The sequence below is a fragment of the Armatimonadota bacterium genome, assembly GCA_023511795.1.
Lineage (GTDB): Bacteria > Armatimonadota > UBA5829 > DTJY01 > DTJY01 > JAIMAU01.
The window spans coordinates 34882-50835 of sequence record JAIMAU010000003.1; the positions used below are offsets into that span (position 1 = coordinate 34882).

At 48.3% G+C, this 15954-nt stretch carries 13 protein-coding genes; 7 read left to right on the forward strand and 6 right to left on the reverse strand.

The features are described 5' to 3' along the window. Window positions 1–108 precede the first annotated feature (108 nt). Entirely contained in the window at window positions 109–705 is a 597-nt protein-coding gene (locus tag K6T99_04480) for a periplasmic heavy metal sensor (GenBank protein MCL6519063.1), read from the reverse strand. Window positions 706–865: 160 nt separating this feature from the next. Here K6T99_04480 and K6T99_04485 point away from each other — a divergent pair, with 160 nt between their 5' ends. Beyond that, window positions 866–1894, forward strand: coding sequence for a hypothetical protein (locus tag K6T99_04485; protein MCL6519064.1), 1029 nt, complete (start codon window positions 866–868; stop codon window positions 1892–1894). 151 nt (window positions 1895–2045) lie between these two features. On the opposite strand, the gene K6T99_04490 is transcribed toward K6T99_04485, so the two are convergent. Continuing rightward, window positions 2046–3317 carry an adenylosuccinate synthase gene (locus K6T99_04490; protein MCL6519065.1) on the reverse strand — a complete coding sequence of 424 codons (1272 nt, stop codon included), beginning with the start codon at window positions 3315–3317 and terminating at the stop codon, window positions 2046–2048. Window positions 3318–3526: 209 nt separating this feature from the next. Further along, window positions 3527–4003: a hypothetical protein gene (locus K6T99_04495; GenBank protein MCL6519066.1), complete on the reverse strand. Its 477-nt coding sequence runs from the start codon at window positions 4001–4003 to the stop codon at window positions 3527–3529. 163 nt (window positions 4004–4166) lie between these two features. On the opposite strand from K6T99_04495, the gene hisD reads away from it, so the two are divergent. The 4 genes from hisD to hisA are packed head-to-tail and all read left to right on the forward strand — an operon-like array spanning window position 4167 to window position 7897. Beyond that, a complete protein-coding gene (gene hisD, locus K6T99_04500) occupies window positions 4167–5456 on the forward strand; it encodes a histidinol dehydrogenase (GenBank protein MCL6519067.1) in 1290 nt (429 codons plus the stop codon). Window positions 5457–5482: 26 nt separating this feature from the next. Then, window positions 5483–6508 (forward strand): HAD hydrolase-like protein, encoded by a 1026-nt coding sequence (locus K6T99_04505; protein MCL6519068.1) that lies wholly within the window; start codon window positions 5483–5485, stop codon window positions 6506–6508. 10 nt (window positions 6509–6518) lie between these two features. After that, window positions 6519–7109: an imidazoleglycerol-phosphate dehydratase HisB gene (hisB, locus tag K6T99_04510; protein ID MCL6519069.1), complete on the forward strand. Its 591-nt coding sequence runs from the start codon at window positions 6519–6521 to the stop codon at window positions 7107–7109. 56 nt (window positions 7110–7165) lie between these two features. Next, window positions 7166–7897, forward strand: a complete 732-nt coding sequence (gene hisA / locus K6T99_04515; protein MCL6519070.1) for a 1-(5-phosphoribosyl)-5-[(5-phosphoribosylamino)methylideneamino]imidazole-4-carboxamide isomerase — start codon at window positions 7166–7168, stop codon at window positions 7895–7897. A 170-nt stretch (window positions 7898–8067) separates the two neighbouring features. Here the strand turns inward: hisA and K6T99_04520 are convergent, their stop codons facing one another. After that, window positions 8068–8532, reverse strand: coding sequence for a DUF134 domain-containing protein (locus K6T99_04520; protein ID MCL6519071.1), 465 nt, complete (start codon window positions 8530–8532; stop codon window positions 8068–8070). Window positions 8533–8637: 105 nt separating this feature from the next. Further along, window positions 8638–9516, reverse strand: a complete 879-nt coding sequence (locus tag K6T99_04525) for a sugar phosphate isomerase/epimerase (protein MCL6519072.1) — start codon at window positions 9514–9516, stop codon at window positions 8638–8640. Between the two features lie 177 nt (window positions 9517–9693). Between K6T99_04525 and K6T99_04530 the strand changes: the two genes are divergently transcribed. Together K6T99_04530 and K6T99_04535 are read left to right on the forward strand one after the other, a co-directional pair. Continuing rightward, window positions 9694–11169 carry a sulfatase-like hydrolase/transferase gene (locus K6T99_04530; protein MCL6519073.1) on the forward strand — a complete coding sequence of 492 codons (1476 nt, stop codon included), beginning with the start codon at window positions 9694–9696 and terminating at the stop codon, window positions 11167–11169. After that, window positions 11115–12611 (forward strand): leucyl aminopeptidase, encoded by a 1497-nt coding sequence (locus tag K6T99_04535; GenBank protein MCL6519074.1) that lies wholly within the window; start codon window positions 11115–11117, stop codon window positions 12609–12611. The genes K6T99_04530 and K6T99_04535 overlap by 55 nt, the downstream gene beginning before the upstream one ends. 55 nt (window positions 12612–12666) lie before the next feature. Here K6T99_04535 and K6T99_04540 read toward each other — a convergent pair whose 3' ends face one another. Beyond that, entirely contained in the window at window positions 12667–15951 is a 3285-nt protein-coding gene (locus K6T99_04540; protein MCL6519075.1) for a hypothetical protein, read from the reverse strand. Window positions 15952–15954: the final 3 nt, after the last annotated feature.

Sequence of the window (15954 nt, forward strand, 5' to 3'; positions counted from 1 at the left end):
TAACGTTGACTTCAATAATACACTAGGATAAAAAATGAGTCCAGGACGAAGATTAACTTTCACCCTCGTCCTGGACTAGAAAATTAAAAATTGATGCTTTAATTCAAACTAGGGCTTTGCAGGAGGCTGAGGCGCACCTGGCGCTGGCGGGCGCGGACCTCCTATCTCTCTCTGCACTTTCTGCTGTAAAAACTGCGCGAAGCCTTGCTGTTGCTGAGCATTCAGTATGCCCCTAAACGCCAACCAGAAATCAAACTCAGCATCTAGAATAGCGCTTTCTGCCTGAGAGACCTTATTCGCAGCTGCATTTAGCGCGCCCTTGTTCGGCGATGGACTCTGCAGTATGTCTAACACTTCTTTCGTTCCGGCTGCTTTCTGTTCAAGTAAGGGTCTAACCTTTTCCATAAACTGCTTGCAGAGCTCAAGAATTTTCTGCTTCTGCTCCGCGGTCAACCCTATAGTAACAGCAAGCTTTTCAAGCTCGCCTCTTCCAGGCGGTAGCAGATATCTCTGAAGATAGACATTGCGATAGAACCAATAAGTTTTATCTATGGGTCTCCGCCCTATAAGACCCTGCGGACCAGCAAATCCGCCTACAACCGGCTTCTGTTTTGCCGGCTTGACCTGCGGCTGATTCTGGGCATATGCCATCAACGCAAACGCCAGAACCAGAACCAAAGCTACTGCAACTACTTTTCTAACCATTAGTTTTATCCTCCTTTCATTGGATTATGTAGTTTGGAATGTACTCAGCAAATTCCAAACGCTTTAGACGGGGATTTTGGAAATTTGTTCATTTGAATCGCCATTTTGCATATAATAAAGTAATATAAGGATATGTTTTTATGGGAAGGCGGAATTGTTTATGAAACGGACGCCAGACTTTGAACAATTCCTAAAAGTCCTCCACAGGCAAGGGAAACCCAATCACCTGCCATTCTACGAGCACATCGCTAGCCCAGGGTTCATTACCAGGCGAACTGGAAAACCGTTCGACAAAATGAACATCGATGACACAGAGTACTGGCGCACTTATGTTGATTTCTGGCTTGGAATGGGCTTCGACTGCATCCCAATGGAAATCAGCCTTAATTGCCCCCTACCCTCCACAGGCGGTGGGCTGTCGCATGGAAGCGAGGCACAAGTGGTCATACGTACACTTGAAGACTATGAGAAATACCCATGGCCTGAAGAATCACACCCGATTGAGTTCAAATATTTCGAAACAGTGGCCAGCTTACTGCCAGATGGGGTTAAAATTGTCGGCGGGGTCTGCGCAGGCCCCTATGAATGGGTATCTAGGATGATGGGCACAATCGGGTTATCGTATGCGCTTGCGGATAATCCTGAACTTGTCGCGATGGTTTTCCAAAGGATAGGACGACTCCATATTAGCGCCGTCCGCCAGCTTGCTACTTTGGATGCAATAGGCGCACTCCGTCAAGGCGATGATCTTGGTTTCAAAACATCAACGTTCCTTAGCCCAGCCGATCTCCGCCGCTTTGTATTTCCCATCTATAAGCAAATGGTCGAAGAAGCGCATAAAGCTGGCAAGCCGTTTATACTTCATTCTTGCGGCAATTTAGCGGAAGTTTACGAAGACCTCATTGAATATTGTCGGATAGATGCCAAGCACTCGTTCGAAGACGCCATTATGCCTGTCCAGGAGTTCAAGCGAAAGTATGGAAGAAAGGTTACTCCCCTGGGGGGGCTAGATGTAGACGTCATCTGCCGAAGCTCAGAGGAAGACCTTCGCGCATATGCCAGGCGAATGATAGAGGAATGCTTCTATGATGGCTACTGGGCTCTTGGCACTGGCAATTCTTTAACCGACTACATGCCGGTTGAAAACTACCTAGCCGTCCTCGATGAAGGCGTTCGCATAGCTGGTTGAAAATTCGGCGCCAAGCTATTTAAAACTGCACCTTGCATCTGACATCTTCAAAATACCTACTTGCTGAGAATTGAAGGATCGCCGCATGCCCTAGGGCTGGCTTTAGGCAATTGGTTCCAATGGAGTCAGTATGCGACAAGGCACAATTTGTCTACAACTCAATTGTCTGCTCTCGGCTGGGACCAACGCTGATGAGGCTAACCGGAACGCCGACTAATCGCTCGATATGTTGAATGTACCCCTTCGCGTTTGTCGGAAGGTCATCAAAATGAGTGATTCTTGAGATATCCTCTGTCCAGCCGGGAAGTTCATCATAGACTGGCACACATTCGCGTATAGATTCCCAGTCGCTGGGAAGCCGATTAGTCTCAGAGCCATCGCAAAGATAGGCACGGCAAATCTTCAAAGTTTCAAGGCCGGTCAGCACATCCAAAAGAGTAATCGCAAGATCGGTAAAGCCGTTTACCATTGCTGAGTATCTGATTGCCACGGTGTCACACCAGCCGCACCTTCTTGGTCTGCCTGTGGTCGTGCCGTATTCGTTTCCCCGCTCCCGAATATATTCACCTGTTGAATCGAGCAATTCTGTAGGGAAAACGCCAGCGCCAACACGTGTTGTATACGCCTTAGCAACACCAACTATCCTATCGAATGCGCGCGGCCCAACCCCAGTACCAAGCGACGCTGCACCTGCGACAGTGTGGGATGATGTAACGAAAGGATATGTGCCATAGTCTATATCCAGGAGGGTACCCTGAGCCCCCTCGAATAATAACCTCGCTCCTTTTTGCGCCGCCTCTGCTACAAGGTAATTCGTATCAGTTACGTAAGGCCTAATGCGGTCTGCGTAAACAAGATACTCTTCGAGGATTGCATCCAAAGGGAAGCCCTCTGCTTCGTAAATTTTGGTAATAATCGCATTTTTCAGCTTGAGGTTTTCAGATAATCGGCTGCGAAAACGCCGGGGGTCTACGAATTCGGCCATGCGAATGCCTATTCTCGACGCTTTATCCGCATATGCTGGTCCTATGCCGCGAGCTGTGGTACCTAGTGCATTTCTGCCTTTTCGCTCTTCTTCAAGGCGATCAAGAAGAACATGGTACGGCATAATGACATGGGCATTCATGCTGACTTTTAAGTTTTGCGTAGATATCCCTCGCCGCTCGAGCTCATCAATCTCACTTACCAATACACCTGGGTCAACAACCTCGCCATCACCTATGATAGAAACAATATTACTCCGAAGTATACCGCAAGGAATAAGGTGAAATTTATAAACCTCAGACCCTATGACAACGGTGTGGCCGGCATTGTTTCCGCCATTGTAGCGAATAACATAATCAGCATCCGTAGCAAGGACATCCACAACCTTGCCTTTTGCTTCGTCGCCCCATTGGGCGCCCACGACAACCGTATTTGCCATTTCCCGTCCCTCTTCGGTGTTCACAAAATAAGGAAGTGGATAGCCTTATTGCTATCCACTTTCCTAAACTCCAAGCTTAGCCAGTATACCAACCGACAAGCTATTTTGTCAAGGATGCCGTGCATGTTTTTAGCGTTGGAACAGCAAAGCATGCCAAGCCCAGGTTTTTCCAGCAAAAGCAAACTTTACATTAGTTGACGCCAAGTTTGTTACCGAGTCTTCGCAGGGCTTGGTGCCCTAGGAGGTCGATATCCCGCGCCCTCGATGCGGCCATCCTTGCGAAGTCTTATCACCTGCGGCGGCTGACCTTCAATCAGGATATGATGGCGACATTCCAACACGACGGCGCTATCTGGTGTTTTTGGCGATGGCGGGTAATAGATGTAACTGCTCTCGCCCGAATGCGCTTTGTCCGATGGGCAGAAAAGAATCTTTTTGTCCTCCAAATAGTCTGGATAGAGTTTGCCCAGCGAAGAAGGATATTTGCCATTCTTTGCATAATATCTCTCTAACGCCCTGTGAAGCTCTTGAAGCTGTACTGTACATTGTGCCATTGCTTTTGCTTCCTCTATCCCCTTCTTGAAAGCAGGATTGCTTGCAATAACCCTATACAGCCAATAACTTCCAACTATTATTACAAAAACAAGTACCAAACACGAAATAGCGCCTATCTTCAGGCAGCTCATTTTTCTTTCCGGCCTTGGCGGAGGATATTGTGATTCCTGGTTGGACATGACTATTCACCCCTAAAGTTGTCTCGTGATTTCACCCATATTATCTACTTTAATGCCAGTAGTCAAGCAATCAAACCAAGTTGCTATCTTATATGGCGTCTGGTATAATCTGCGCATGCGAGTATTAAACACTGAAAAATGCAAACCGGAAGAATTATCAACAATCCTAGATAAACCGCTTCTTCAGGAAAACCCTGATGTTGAAGCCACCGTTCGCGCAATAATCGCCGATGTAAAAGCTAGGGGCGACGAAGCAGTACTAGAGTACACGAGAAAGTTTGACTGGCCAAATGCAAATGCGATTGCCATTCCACAAAGTGAGGTCAATAACTTAGCTGCTCAGGTTCCAAGCAAACTTATTTCTGCAATCAGGGTTGCAAAAGAAAATATAGAGCGATTTCACCTCAAGCAAGTTCAGACCACTTGGTTCGATAGCGAGCGGCCTGGGATTCTCCTTGGGCAAATAGTAAACCCTGTAGAAAGAGCTGGCATTCACGTTCCCGCCTTCGCCGCGCCTCTCCCCAGCTCGCTTTTGATGTCGGCAATCCCAGCAAAAGTTGCCGGCGTACGGGAGGTCTACGTCGCCACTCCACCAAGAAAGGATGGAACAATCCACCCCGCCGTTGCTGCGGCAGCGGTCGAGGCAGGAGTTGATGGCATATTCAGAATGGGCGGTGCGCAAGCGGTCGCAGCGCTTGCATATGGCACACAAACCGTTCCCAAGGTGGACGTGATTGTCGGGCCTGGAAACATATATGCAACAATGGCAAAGCGCTTTGTCTTCGGCGAAGTGGGCATTGACATGCTAGCTGGACCAAGTGAAGTGCTTGTGATTGCAGACGAAACCGCCAACCCGTGCTACGCAGCGGCGGACATGCTTTCGCAAGCAGAGCACCAAACCGATGCCCGGGCTATTCTAGTCACCACTTCGGCTCTCATTGCAAATGAAGTCAAAGCCGAACTTGAAAAACAACTAAACTTGCTTTCTAGAAGTGAAACGGCACGAAAAAGCATCGAGGAAAACGGCTTAATAATCATAGTTCCAGATATCGAAAAAGCAATCGAGATTGCAAATAGAGTTGCTCCCGAACACCTAGAACTTATGGTTAAAGATGCCCGCCAATACCTAAAATCAATCAAGAACGCTGGGGCGATATTCCTTGGTGAATACTCTACCGAGCCAATTGGAGATTACATTGCCGGACCAAGCCACGTACTGCCCACAAGCGGAACAGCTCGCTTCTCTTCACCGCTAACCGTAGCCGATTTTATCAAGGTTTCGAGCGTAATCATGTATTCTAAAGAAAGCTTGGAAGCCGAAGGACCAACCGCTGTTGAACTTGCCGAGGCAGAGGGCCTTGATGCACACGCAAATGCCATTCGACAAAGACTTAAAAACAACTGACAGTGATTCTCAATCAGAGGTGATTATTGAAACTGGTGGTTGACGACAGAATAAGCAAGGTGACTGGAGATTATAAAATAATTGAAACAGAGGCTGGAGAAACACTAATCCATCATGACTCAGCGAAATATTTATCAAGTATAGATGGGATTATTTTCGACGTAGACGGAGTGCTCATAGATGTGAGAGAATCTATCCAGCTAGCGCACGGAAGAGTCGCTGAGATTTACTTCGGCATGCTTGGTTGGACCGACTGCGAAGGCATGATTACTCCAGAAGATGTGGACGCCTTTAAACTCGCTCGCGGTTTCAACAGCGACTGGGATCTTGCCACAGCGTGGGTATTGCTTTACCTACTAAAAAGCGTACGATATTCGAGCACCAAGGGGTCCGAACTAAGAAGCAAGCCGCCAATAATTATGGATTTCACCGAATGTGTGGCAAAACTCGGCGGCGGATTGGAAAATGCTCGAAAAGCACTACAAAAACTTGCCTCGCAAGAGGAATGGGATGTCCTTTCGGCTTGGTCTGACAGACAGCTGCTTGAAAAGGTATTCCAGGAAACCTACTCTGGTGATCTCTGTCCAGAGGTATATGGGTACAAGGCAACTATAGTCGAAGGATTGGGATTGATTCACCGCGACCGGTGCATTCTAAATAAACAGTTAGTGCCAAATGGGTTAAAGCTTGGGATTGCTACTGGGCGTACGCTTGGCGAAACTATCACGGGACTTCGACTGATGGGCTTGTCTGATTTGTTTCCGCCCGCAGTGCTCGTAACGGAGGATGACCACCTTTGGAAGCCCAATCCAGAAGTACTCAGGCTTGCAGTCGAACGCACAAGCTGCAGACTTCCAATGTACGTAGGCGACACCCCAGACGACTTGGCTACCGTTCGCAACTATAAAGATTTGGGTTATGAAATAGCATTTTGTGCAGTGCTGACGGGCTTGAATGATCCAAATTTGCATAAAGTTTTCATCAGCCAAAGGGCCGATATGGTAGCGGATAATGTGAACGCCGCCCTCTTGGCATTAAGCATGTTACTATAGGAGGTGCAACATGCCCAGCCGAAAAGCAGAGTTAGAACGGAAGACAAAAGAAACCGAGATCAAAGTAAGCCTAGACCTTGATGGTAATGGAGAATCAAACATCCACACAGGGGTAGGATTTTTTGACCACATGCTTACAGCACTGGCAAAACATGGCTTATTTGATTTGCAAGTACAAGCAAAGGGCGACCTAGAAATTGACCCGCACCACACAATCGAAGATGTCGGTATCCTTATTGGGAAAGCCATAGACAAGGCGCTCGGCGATAAGGTTGGAATAGCAAGATATGGCTGGGCAATCGTGCCGATGGATGAAGCGCTAGTGCTAACATCAATTGACCTAAGCGGGCGCGGCCTTTTATGTTATGATGTTGTTATTGAACAAGAAAAAATCGGCACGATGGATTCAATCTTAATTCCCGAATTTTTTGAGTCAGTCGCTCGCAATGCCGGCATAACTTTGCACATTCGCAAGCTTTCCGGTGAAGACCCACACCACACAGCCGAGGCAGTTTTTAAGTCTTTTGCCAAAGCACTTGAAGCCGCGACACGAATCAGCGAGCGAATCCATGGAGTGCCTTCAACAAAAGGCATGTTATAGATTCACTTGAAGGACAAAGGCTAATCACTACTTGTACCCATCATTTGGAGCTTATAATGATTATTATTCCTGCCGTTGACATACGAAATGGAAAGTGCGTAAGGCTTCTTCAAGGAGATTTCAACCGTGAGACAGTTTTTGCGGATGACCCAATAGCGATGGCTGAGCACTGGGCATCTCTTGGGGCCGAGCGCGTGCATGTTGTTGATTTAGACGGCGCAAGAACCGGCAGTCCGCAAAATGTCGAGGTTGTAGCCCGCATTGTTCGAACTCTGAAAATTCCAGTTCAACTAGGTGGCGGTATTCGAACTTTCGAAATTGCGCGCGAAATGCTTGACCTCGGTCTTGACCGCATTATAATCGGCACTACCGCGGCGCTTGACAGCAGCCTTGCAGAGGAAATGTTTCGTAAACTTGGAGAACGTGCAATCCTAGGCTTGGATGCCCGCAATGGCTATGTCGCTACTCATGGATGGCAGGGTAGCACAAACCTAAAAGCTGTTGAATTCGCTAGGCATATGGAATCGCTGGGCGCACGGCGGATTATTTATACCGACATCAAGCGCGACGGGATGCTTGAGGGCGTAAATATAACTGCAATGGAAGAAATGGCTCGAGCGGTTAGCATACCCGTCATTGCATCCGGCGGAGTCTCAAACATTGCCGACATTAAGCAACTTAAAAGCCTCGAATCCATTGGCATCGAGGGCGTCGTTGTTGGCAAGGCGCTATATACTGGTGCGATTGACCTAAGGGAAGCTATCGCCGCTGCCAGGTCGGATAAATGACGTCATGCCTGGCGAGCAAAATATCTCCTGGTATATAGCTTTCCCAGCATACTTTGCTACCAAACACCGTATTATCTATATACCACTTAATTTGCCAGGCTGCGTATTGAAGATAATCCCGTGCTATTCAGAACCCTAGAAAAGCTTACAGTTTTTGCCCGCGGCGTGCTTTACTGCTGATTTGACTCCTCCATGTGGCAGCAGCACCACGCTGGATCGCGCCTTGCCATTTGCGGTGCACCAACTCTGTGAATATTCACACTATTGCACTTTGGACACTCATCAGGCCTTGGCGTTCCAAAAGGAACTTCCCATACATAACCGCAGTCTACACATTTAAACTCGCGCTTTGCCATTTCGTACACGCCCCCTCGGATTACAATACTTTTCCCGCTCACAAGTGCATCTGCAACTTTTGCTCTGGCCGATTCAACAATGCGCCCGAACGTCTGGCGGGAGACTCTCATAGCACCAGCGGCTTCTTCGTGTGTCTTGCCTTCAAGATCTGCAAGCCTGAGGGCCTCAAGCTCCTCCACTCCGAGAATTACCTGGCCACTTGGCGGTCTCCCGCAAGGATGGAAATGGTCTACAACCGGAAGCGCTCGAACACATCTGTAAATTCTTGGCCTAGGCATTTGCTTTCTCCTTTATGAGCATATGCCCATAATATCACTCAAAGTAAACCTTATCAAGCAAATTTTTACTCCCGAATAAAATGCGCACGTCAATGACAAGCCGGATTAAGGTTGTTCGACGGAGGCGACGTATCTTCGCAAGTTCTCAAGGCCAATTTCTAGGGCAAGGTGATTATCTTCCATCCCCTCAAATTCAATCGAAAGGTAGCCATCGTATCCAGCCGATTTAAGAGCAGCAATACACCCACGGACATCTATATTTCCATGGCCAATTATTGCACCTCGATATAGATCGCCTCCTCGTGAGCGTCCCCATCCTCGGCCAGGGTCCTCATATCCAGGCTTTCTATGAAAATCCTTGGCGTGAACATGGAATGCATAGGGAGACATCCGAGTTACTGCACGCACGGGGTCATCATCCGCGCAAATAAAGTTGCCGATATCTACAAGCGCACCAAAGTTAGGATGATTAACAGCAATCATTAGTGCCTCACACCGATCGCTATCCTGCACAAACCGTCCATGGTTCTCAACCATTGTCTTGATACCCTTATCTGCCGCGTATTCGGTAACGGCTCTGCAACCTCTCTCAAGAATTGGAAGCACCTGGAAAAAGTCCCATGTGCTTAAACGCTCAGGCGCAGGTCCTCGCGTAGCATCATGTCGCATGCGGGGCGCGCCAAGAACAGCGGCAATATCTACTTCGCCCTTTAACCGCTCGACCTCTGCTTCCCAACCGCCTTCTGCGTTCAAGAAATCCGCGCCAATTGTGTAGCTTATAATAGGAAGTCCTGCCTCAGCGCAAGCTTCTTTGATTTTTCTTGCAAAATTCCCAAGGTCAGTAGTTCCCTCCGGCGCATTAAGCCCTGAGAACTCAATGCCATCAAACCCCATTGCGGCAGTTTCTTTAATGACGCCAAAAATATCCAGCTTGCCCTCTCTAAGATAGCGCGCCCAGCTGTATGAACTAACCCCAATTTTCATTGCTCAGCCTCCTTTACTTTTCCTGATTATCCCACTTCACGCATAGCTCGGTCAAGGATTTGGCGCAAGCGAACTGATGTAGAATTTGAGCGTCTATTGCATTGGTAGCCATTTTTGGCTATCCTGAGAAAGGTCTTAGAAAGCCAAGGAGGACAAACAGTTATGACGGAAAACGCAATGAATAGACGCGAATTTTTGAAAATCACAGGCATAGGCGCGGCAGCACTAGCTCTACCAAGCTGGCTTCCAAACTCGGCTTTGGGAGACAATAAACCAAACATAATTGTAATTGTCTCTGACGACCAGGGCTATGCTGAATTGGGATGTCAGGGATGCAAAGATATCCCTACGCCAAATATTGACTCCATTGCGAAAAATGGAGTCCGCTTCACCAATGGATATGTCTCATGTCCGGTCTGCAGTCCCACTAGGGCAGGGCTACTCACAGGAAGGTATCAACAAAGATTCGGGCATGAGTTTAATCCAGGTCCAGCCAACTTAGCAGACACCCAATTTGGGCTTCCTCTTACTGAAACCACTTTGGCTGCACGGCTCAAGACTGCTGGCTATAAAACAGGAATCGTCGGAAAATGGCACCTCGGCTACAATGAACCTTATTGGCCGCTAAACAGAGGATTCGACGAGTTTTTTGGATTCCTTGGTGGTGCTCACCAATACTTCGGCGAGGGCAAAGAGGCTCGGAACCGCATCATGCGCGGAAAAGAACCAGTGGAAGAAAAAGAATACCTAACCGATGCGTTTGCCCGCGAGGCAGTTTCGTTTATTAATAGACATAGCAAAGAAAAATTTTTCCTCTATCTAGCGTTCAACGCAGTACATTCACCTCTGCAGGCACCCGAAAAATACCTTAGCCGTTTCTCCTCAATCACCGATAAAAAACGTCGGACATTTGCTGCAATGCTTTCTGCGATGGACGATGCAGTTGGAAAGGTTCTCAACGCTCTTCGAAAGAATAAGATTGAGGAAAATACGCTGATCTTCTTCATAAGCGATAACGGCGGGCCAACACTAAATACCACTTCGAGAAACGACCCGCTAAGGGGGTATAAAGGCCAAGTCTATGAAGGAGGAATTCGCGTGCCCTATTTGGTTCAGTGGAAAGGCGTAATTCCCGCAGGTAAGGTTTACGACAAGCCAGTCATATCGCTAGATATTGCACCAACCGCATGTGCGGTAGCAGGCGCCGACACTAAAGGAGCTAAGTTCGACGGTGTTAACCTGCTTCCGTTCCTGACAGGCAAATCAAAAGCTAATCCACATGATGTTTTATACTGGCGATTTGGTGCTCAACTAGCAATTCGAAAAGACAATTGGAAGCTTGTGAAATTGGAGGATGGCTACACTGAACTTTATAACTTGGAAGAAGATATCGGAGAGAAGAATAATCTCAATTCAAAGAACCAAGAGAGAGTAAAGGAACTTAGTAATTTGCTGGCGAAATGGGATTCTGAGCTTGCTGAGCCCTTATGGAAAGGGCGTGGAGCAACTAAAAAACGCATGGCAAAACAAAAAGAAAAGCTACAAATCAATAAAGTTTTAAGCCAAAATATGAACAGACTCTCTAGGAGGATAGATGCGTGGAAGTTAGAGTCGTACAAGGATCTATTACGGAAACACCTAGCGACGCATTAATAGTAAACCTTTTTGAGGGCATCACCGCTCCCGGCGGTGCGACTGGGGCGGTAGACCGTGCACTTGATGGAGCTATCAGCGAGCTGATCGCCGCAGGTGAAATAAAAGGCAAAATTTGTGAGACTACGCTCATTCATACGCATGGAAAGATTGCACCGAAGCGGGTTCTGGTGGTTGGCCTTGGGAAGAGCGATGAATTCGACTTGTATGCCGTCCGCAAAGCTGCTGGCGCCGCAATCCGTTTCTTGAAAGGCAAAAGCGTGCAGAGCGTCACCACAATAGTCCATGGAGCAGGTGTTGGCGGACTCAATCCCGCCGAAGCTGCGCGGGCCACCATAGAGGCTACAATCCTTGGCATGTATGAACCCGATCTTTACAAGAAAGAAAAATCTCAAAGGATTGAGACCTTTACATTAGTCGAACGAGACCCCCAGAAGGCTTCCGAGTTCGAGGCAGCTGCAGCCGAGGGACAAATTCTCGCCGAAGCAACCAACTACGCACGTGACCTGGCAAACGAACCAGCGAACAAGATGACGCCAACTAAACTAGCCGAGAAGGCACAGGAGATAGCACAAGAATATGGTTTGGAGATAGACATTCTAGACGAGAACCGCATGAATAATCTAGGCATGGGAGCAATCCTTGCAGTCGCTCAAGGTAGCACACAACCGCCGAGGTTAATTGTCATGCGATATCGAGCTGGCGACGACAAGCCGACAATCGCATTTATTGGCAAAGGGCTGACCTTCGACAGCGGCGGCATTTCCATAAAACCAAGCGAAAACATGCGTGACATGAAGTTCGACATGGCCGGCGGTGCCGCAGTGCTTGGTGCCATGAAGGCTATTGCTCAGCTTAAGCCAGCAATCAACGTTTTGGGTGTTGTCCCTGCATCAGAGAATCTTCCCGACGGGAAAGCATACAAGCCTGGCGATGTGATTACTTGCATGAGTGGCAAAACCGTGGAGATTATCACAACCGATGCCGAAGGGCGAATGCTTCTAGCAGATGCAATTACTTACGCAAGACAGCTGGGCGCAGACTACCTGGTGGATATCGCCACGCTGACCGGTTCATGTGTGATAGCCCTTGGGATTGAAATCACGGGTCTCTTTGGAAACAACCGCAAGCTGATTGAGTGTGTTCTCGATGCTTCAAAGTCTGCAGGCGAAAAAATGTGGGAACTTCCACTCGAAAAGGATTACATGCGGCAACTCAAGAGTGATATCGCTGATATTGAAAACGCTGGCGGCAGGTTTGGCGGTGCAATCACTGGCGCCCTTTTCCTGAAGGAGTTTGCCGAGGATACGCCATGGGTCCATCTTGACATTGCCGGAACCTCAGACGTTCCAGGAGCAGAAGCAGAATCGTACCGAGCTCCAGGTGCAACCGGTGTGGGAGTACGCACTTTTTACCACTTAGTTAAGAAAATAGCCGGCTAACATCAATGCCTAACGAAACCGCCTATATGAGACTCGGGTCTCGCATTTTTCCGGCTTAGTACTCAGCGATTACCTCCAGTGCCTCTTTCAGAGGCATTGGAATCGAAATTATCTCGGTTGCCATATCAAAGTCTGACCATGGCATTCCATTAATTTTGACAGATTTAATCGGCAGTTTGCTTGGATGGCGCAGTTTAAGTTTCAGACTTGCCGGCGGATTCCTGCGGGGCGGAGTAATCTCAACAAATATGCGGCCTTTTGAGGCTTCAGATACCACACGGTAGCTTACGGGTCCAAAGTATGTAGGAGCTTCAGTAATTTCAATCTCTTTCCCGTCGTCCAACCATTTCCTAGGGGTTCCAGGACACAGCAAAAGCGCATCCACACTCTCCATTAGCAAAAGGTACCTAAACCAGGTAAGGAACGCTGACTCGTCAGGCGTCTTATAAAATGGCCCTGCTCCCCAGCCATAAGCTACGACAGGATGCTCGGTAAAACAACGCACATCAGCATAGAGATTAGCCGCAAAACTATTATAGAAGGCCCGAAGCGCATGCTCGACTTGCCCGCGAACAAGGTAAACAAGCGGATTCGGTAGTAAGTTTGACTGGATGGTAATTCCTCCATGGCTGAACCAGAAACGTTCAAGGTCGACATCCCTACCTAACGACCGTGAGACAAAGACATTATCTTCGTAATCCTTGAGAATCCAAGTTGCCTCAATGGAATCTGGCTCAATCAAGCCGCAGTCGATATTGAAAATCGGGCCATAGAGCGAATCTCGAATCCAGCCGACATCACGCCCCCGCAGGTAGGCACGCACCGGCAAATGTGGAATCCAACTGCCGTCCAAAAGCTTCACGACGGGAGAACGCTCTATCGAAACCGCTATAGCCCGCCGGATATCCTCGCCATATGCCATCGCTTCGCAGGAAATTCGCTCAGCCTCATGGTGGCCAATTTCTTTTAGCACATCTGCTGTACTTTTCATCCCTTTGTAGCAGAGGGCATTCACTATGTACCAATACTTCCACTCAGGGTTGTCATCTAGGTGGCATGGCGGCAGAAGTCCATATTCCCACACTTTCGAACCGTCAGGTGCTGTGCGCATTGAAGCTTGTCGTTCTCTGACCACATAATCGCAAGCATCAACCATATTTTGCGCAATCTTTGACACCCATACCTTATCTCTAGTAAGGCGATAATGTTCGCCCAGCATCCAAAGAATCGTCCCGTGGTCAAGGCTGTAATCACCTACCTGGTAGTCATAATCCTCACTTACTCGCAATCCATGAAGTGCGCCTTCTTGCGATTTAAACCGTCCGTCCATTCGGCGGCTACCTTGCAGCTCAACAAAAGGCATGATATATTTGCGCGCACGTTCATGGTAACCCCTTAAGTCAAGGGATCTAACTTGGTCAACCGTCTCAGTGCCAAATACCTGATAGTCCCAAGTTCCTGCGCCCAACATATAAAGTCCTGTATCAACATCCTTATCTGCTGTGATAGCAATATGGCATAGATTGGCGCGGTTGAAATCATTTAGTAACTGCTCTGGCACACAGAAAGCGGCGCCCGAGTTTATCTGAGCCTCCCAGTACTCGATTGTCTCTGCGAGTTTAAGTTCATAATCAAGAGCCCCGACTGCCTCCACGCCTTCATTGCCAGTAAACGTTATAAATGGGATACGAAATTCAATCTCATGTTCCTGGTTTGGTTCGAGCTCAATGTCATAGGCAATTGCATTGTTGATGCCAACAACATCCCATGGAGAATATGAACAACACGATGGAGCCACCGCCCCTTTGCACCTTGTATCTATAAAAGCCCTCATCCGAGGCAAATCGTATGGCTCAACAATCCACTTTTTTGGTTTACTTGGGTCATGCGAATTAGCATCCCTTGCCCGGCCCATGGCATAAACAAAACCTTTATCGAAAACAAGCAACTCTGGGTTCTCTATCACTAGCCATAAACGACTAGCCTGGCGCCGAGTTCCCACATTGCGAATGGCAACTCTAGACAATGCAACAACCGGCTCGTCTCCTCGTTTCCTTTCCTCCTGCCAAGGGCTTTCGTACAAAAGAGCGGCAAATGTTGTTTGCTTATACTGGATGTCTCCGCTCCCCCATTGGCTCAAGTAAATTGGCAGATAGCCCCTCAGCGGCGACTGGCTGGTTGCATCTTCGCGCTCACGGAAGTCAGGTGGTTCACCAGAAGGGAATCTGAACCAAATTGCTTTTCCTGGCCAAAGGAGCCTTGCAGCGTCCCTACCGACCAGTTTCAACAAACTCTTGTCCGCAAAGATGTCACCATTATATCGAACTGCGAACTCCTGACGGTTAGCATCGCATCCAATTGGACAGTAACGGCCATATGGGCCCTGGCGAGTTTTCCAAAGCTGAGGTATCTCTGCGCTGGCACGCTCGTATGTTTGCTCCGGCTCAGTAGCGACCCGGTCGTAGATTGAGACCACCCCTTCTCGACGCCATTGCTTAAATCCTCCTGAGCCCTCCTCACCAACAAATACCCCAAAATCGGTGATATATACGCCGGTGCTGAGTGCATCGGTTACTTGGAATGAGAAACTCCGTTCCCTACACTTAACGGTTACCACTGTCGCATCGGGATGCAGAGGAGCTGCCTTCTCAATAAAACCAGCACCCACATCGGCAAACAAAACCTCAATGACAATTGCCTTCGGATTCGACTCATCCACCGAAAGCAGATAGCCATTGTAAACCTCCACATGGTCTGCAAAGGTAATACCCCCGTTGTTTATCCCAAATTCCACACGTAGTGTCGCCTTCCGCCAGATTGAATCTGAAAAGACGCTGATATGCTCAATACGTGGACTAGTATCATGAAAAAGCAGACGGAGCTTGAGCGATTGGCGGAACTTTACTGAAAAGTCCTCCGCATGCGGAAGCTCAACAATGTCAAGTGGGTCGAAGGTATGTCTCCAAACATTTCCTTCTACTTCAACATTATCGTGGGCTGTTGCCCATTTGCCATTATATGCATCTTCGACAGCAGTCCAGCCTCCCGCCCATTGTTCAGGCCAGGTATGATTCCAATATTGGAGCTTGACCATGCCTGGCGAAGGAGCTCGCTGTTTGGCATATCTGACTTCAACCATTGAAAAACGGCGAGGGCATTCCCATTCCAACCCAATATGCGGTCCACCATGCTCTGGTACATCAACTGGAAGCCATGCCGTTCCATCACTCGGAGCGTCATGTCTTTCAATTGTAAACCTATCTGAGCCAGTCCAATAGCTAATTATGCCAAAAGGCGCAATGTCAACACGAGAGCCTACAATGTCTGAAGAAATGTGCATTGG

Excerpts from the sequence above, each read along its gene's own strand:
- K6T99_04480 (MCL6519063.1), bottom strand. The coding sequence starts at position 705 with ATGGTTAGAAAAGTAGTTGCAGTAGCTTTGGTTCTGGTTCTGGCGTTT.
- K6T99_04485 (MCL6519064.1), top strand. The coding sequence starts at position 866 with ATGAAACGGACGCCAGACTTTGAACAATTCCTAAAAGTCCTCCACAGG.
- K6T99_04490 (MCL6519065.1), bottom strand. The coding sequence starts at position 3,317 with ATGGCAAATACGGTTGTCGTGGGCGCCCAATGGGGCGACGAAGCAAAA.
- K6T99_04495 (MCL6519066.1), bottom strand. The coding sequence starts at position 4,003 with ATGAGCTGCCTGAAGATAGGCGCTATTTCGTGTTTGGTACTTGTTTTT.
- hisD (MCL6519067.1), top strand. The coding sequence starts at position 4,167 with ATGCGAGTATTAAACACTGAAAAATGCAAACCGGAAGAATTATCAACA.
- hisB (MCL6519069.1), top strand. The coding sequence starts at position 6,519 with ATGCCCAGCCGAAAAGCAGAGTTAGAACGGAAGACAAAAGAAACCGAG.
- hisA (MCL6519070.1), top strand. The coding sequence starts at position 7,166 with ATGATTATTATTCCTGCCGTTGACATACGAAATGGAAAGTGCGTAAGG.
- K6T99_04520 (MCL6519071.1), bottom strand. The coding sequence starts at position 8,532 with ATGCCTAGGCCAAGAATTTACAGATGTGTTCGAGCGCTTCCGGTTGTA.
- K6T99_04525 (MCL6519072.1), bottom strand. The coding sequence starts at position 9,516 with ATGAAAATTGGGGTTAGTTCATACAGCTGGGCGCGCTATCTTAGAGAG.
- K6T99_04530 (MCL6519073.1), top strand. The coding sequence starts at position 9,694 with ATGAATAGACGCGAATTTTTGAAAATCACAGGCATAGGCGCGGCAGCA.
- K6T99_04540 (MCL6519075.1), bottom strand. The coding sequence starts at position 15,951 with ATGCACATTTCTTCAGACATTGTAGGCTCTCGTGTTGACATTGCGCCT.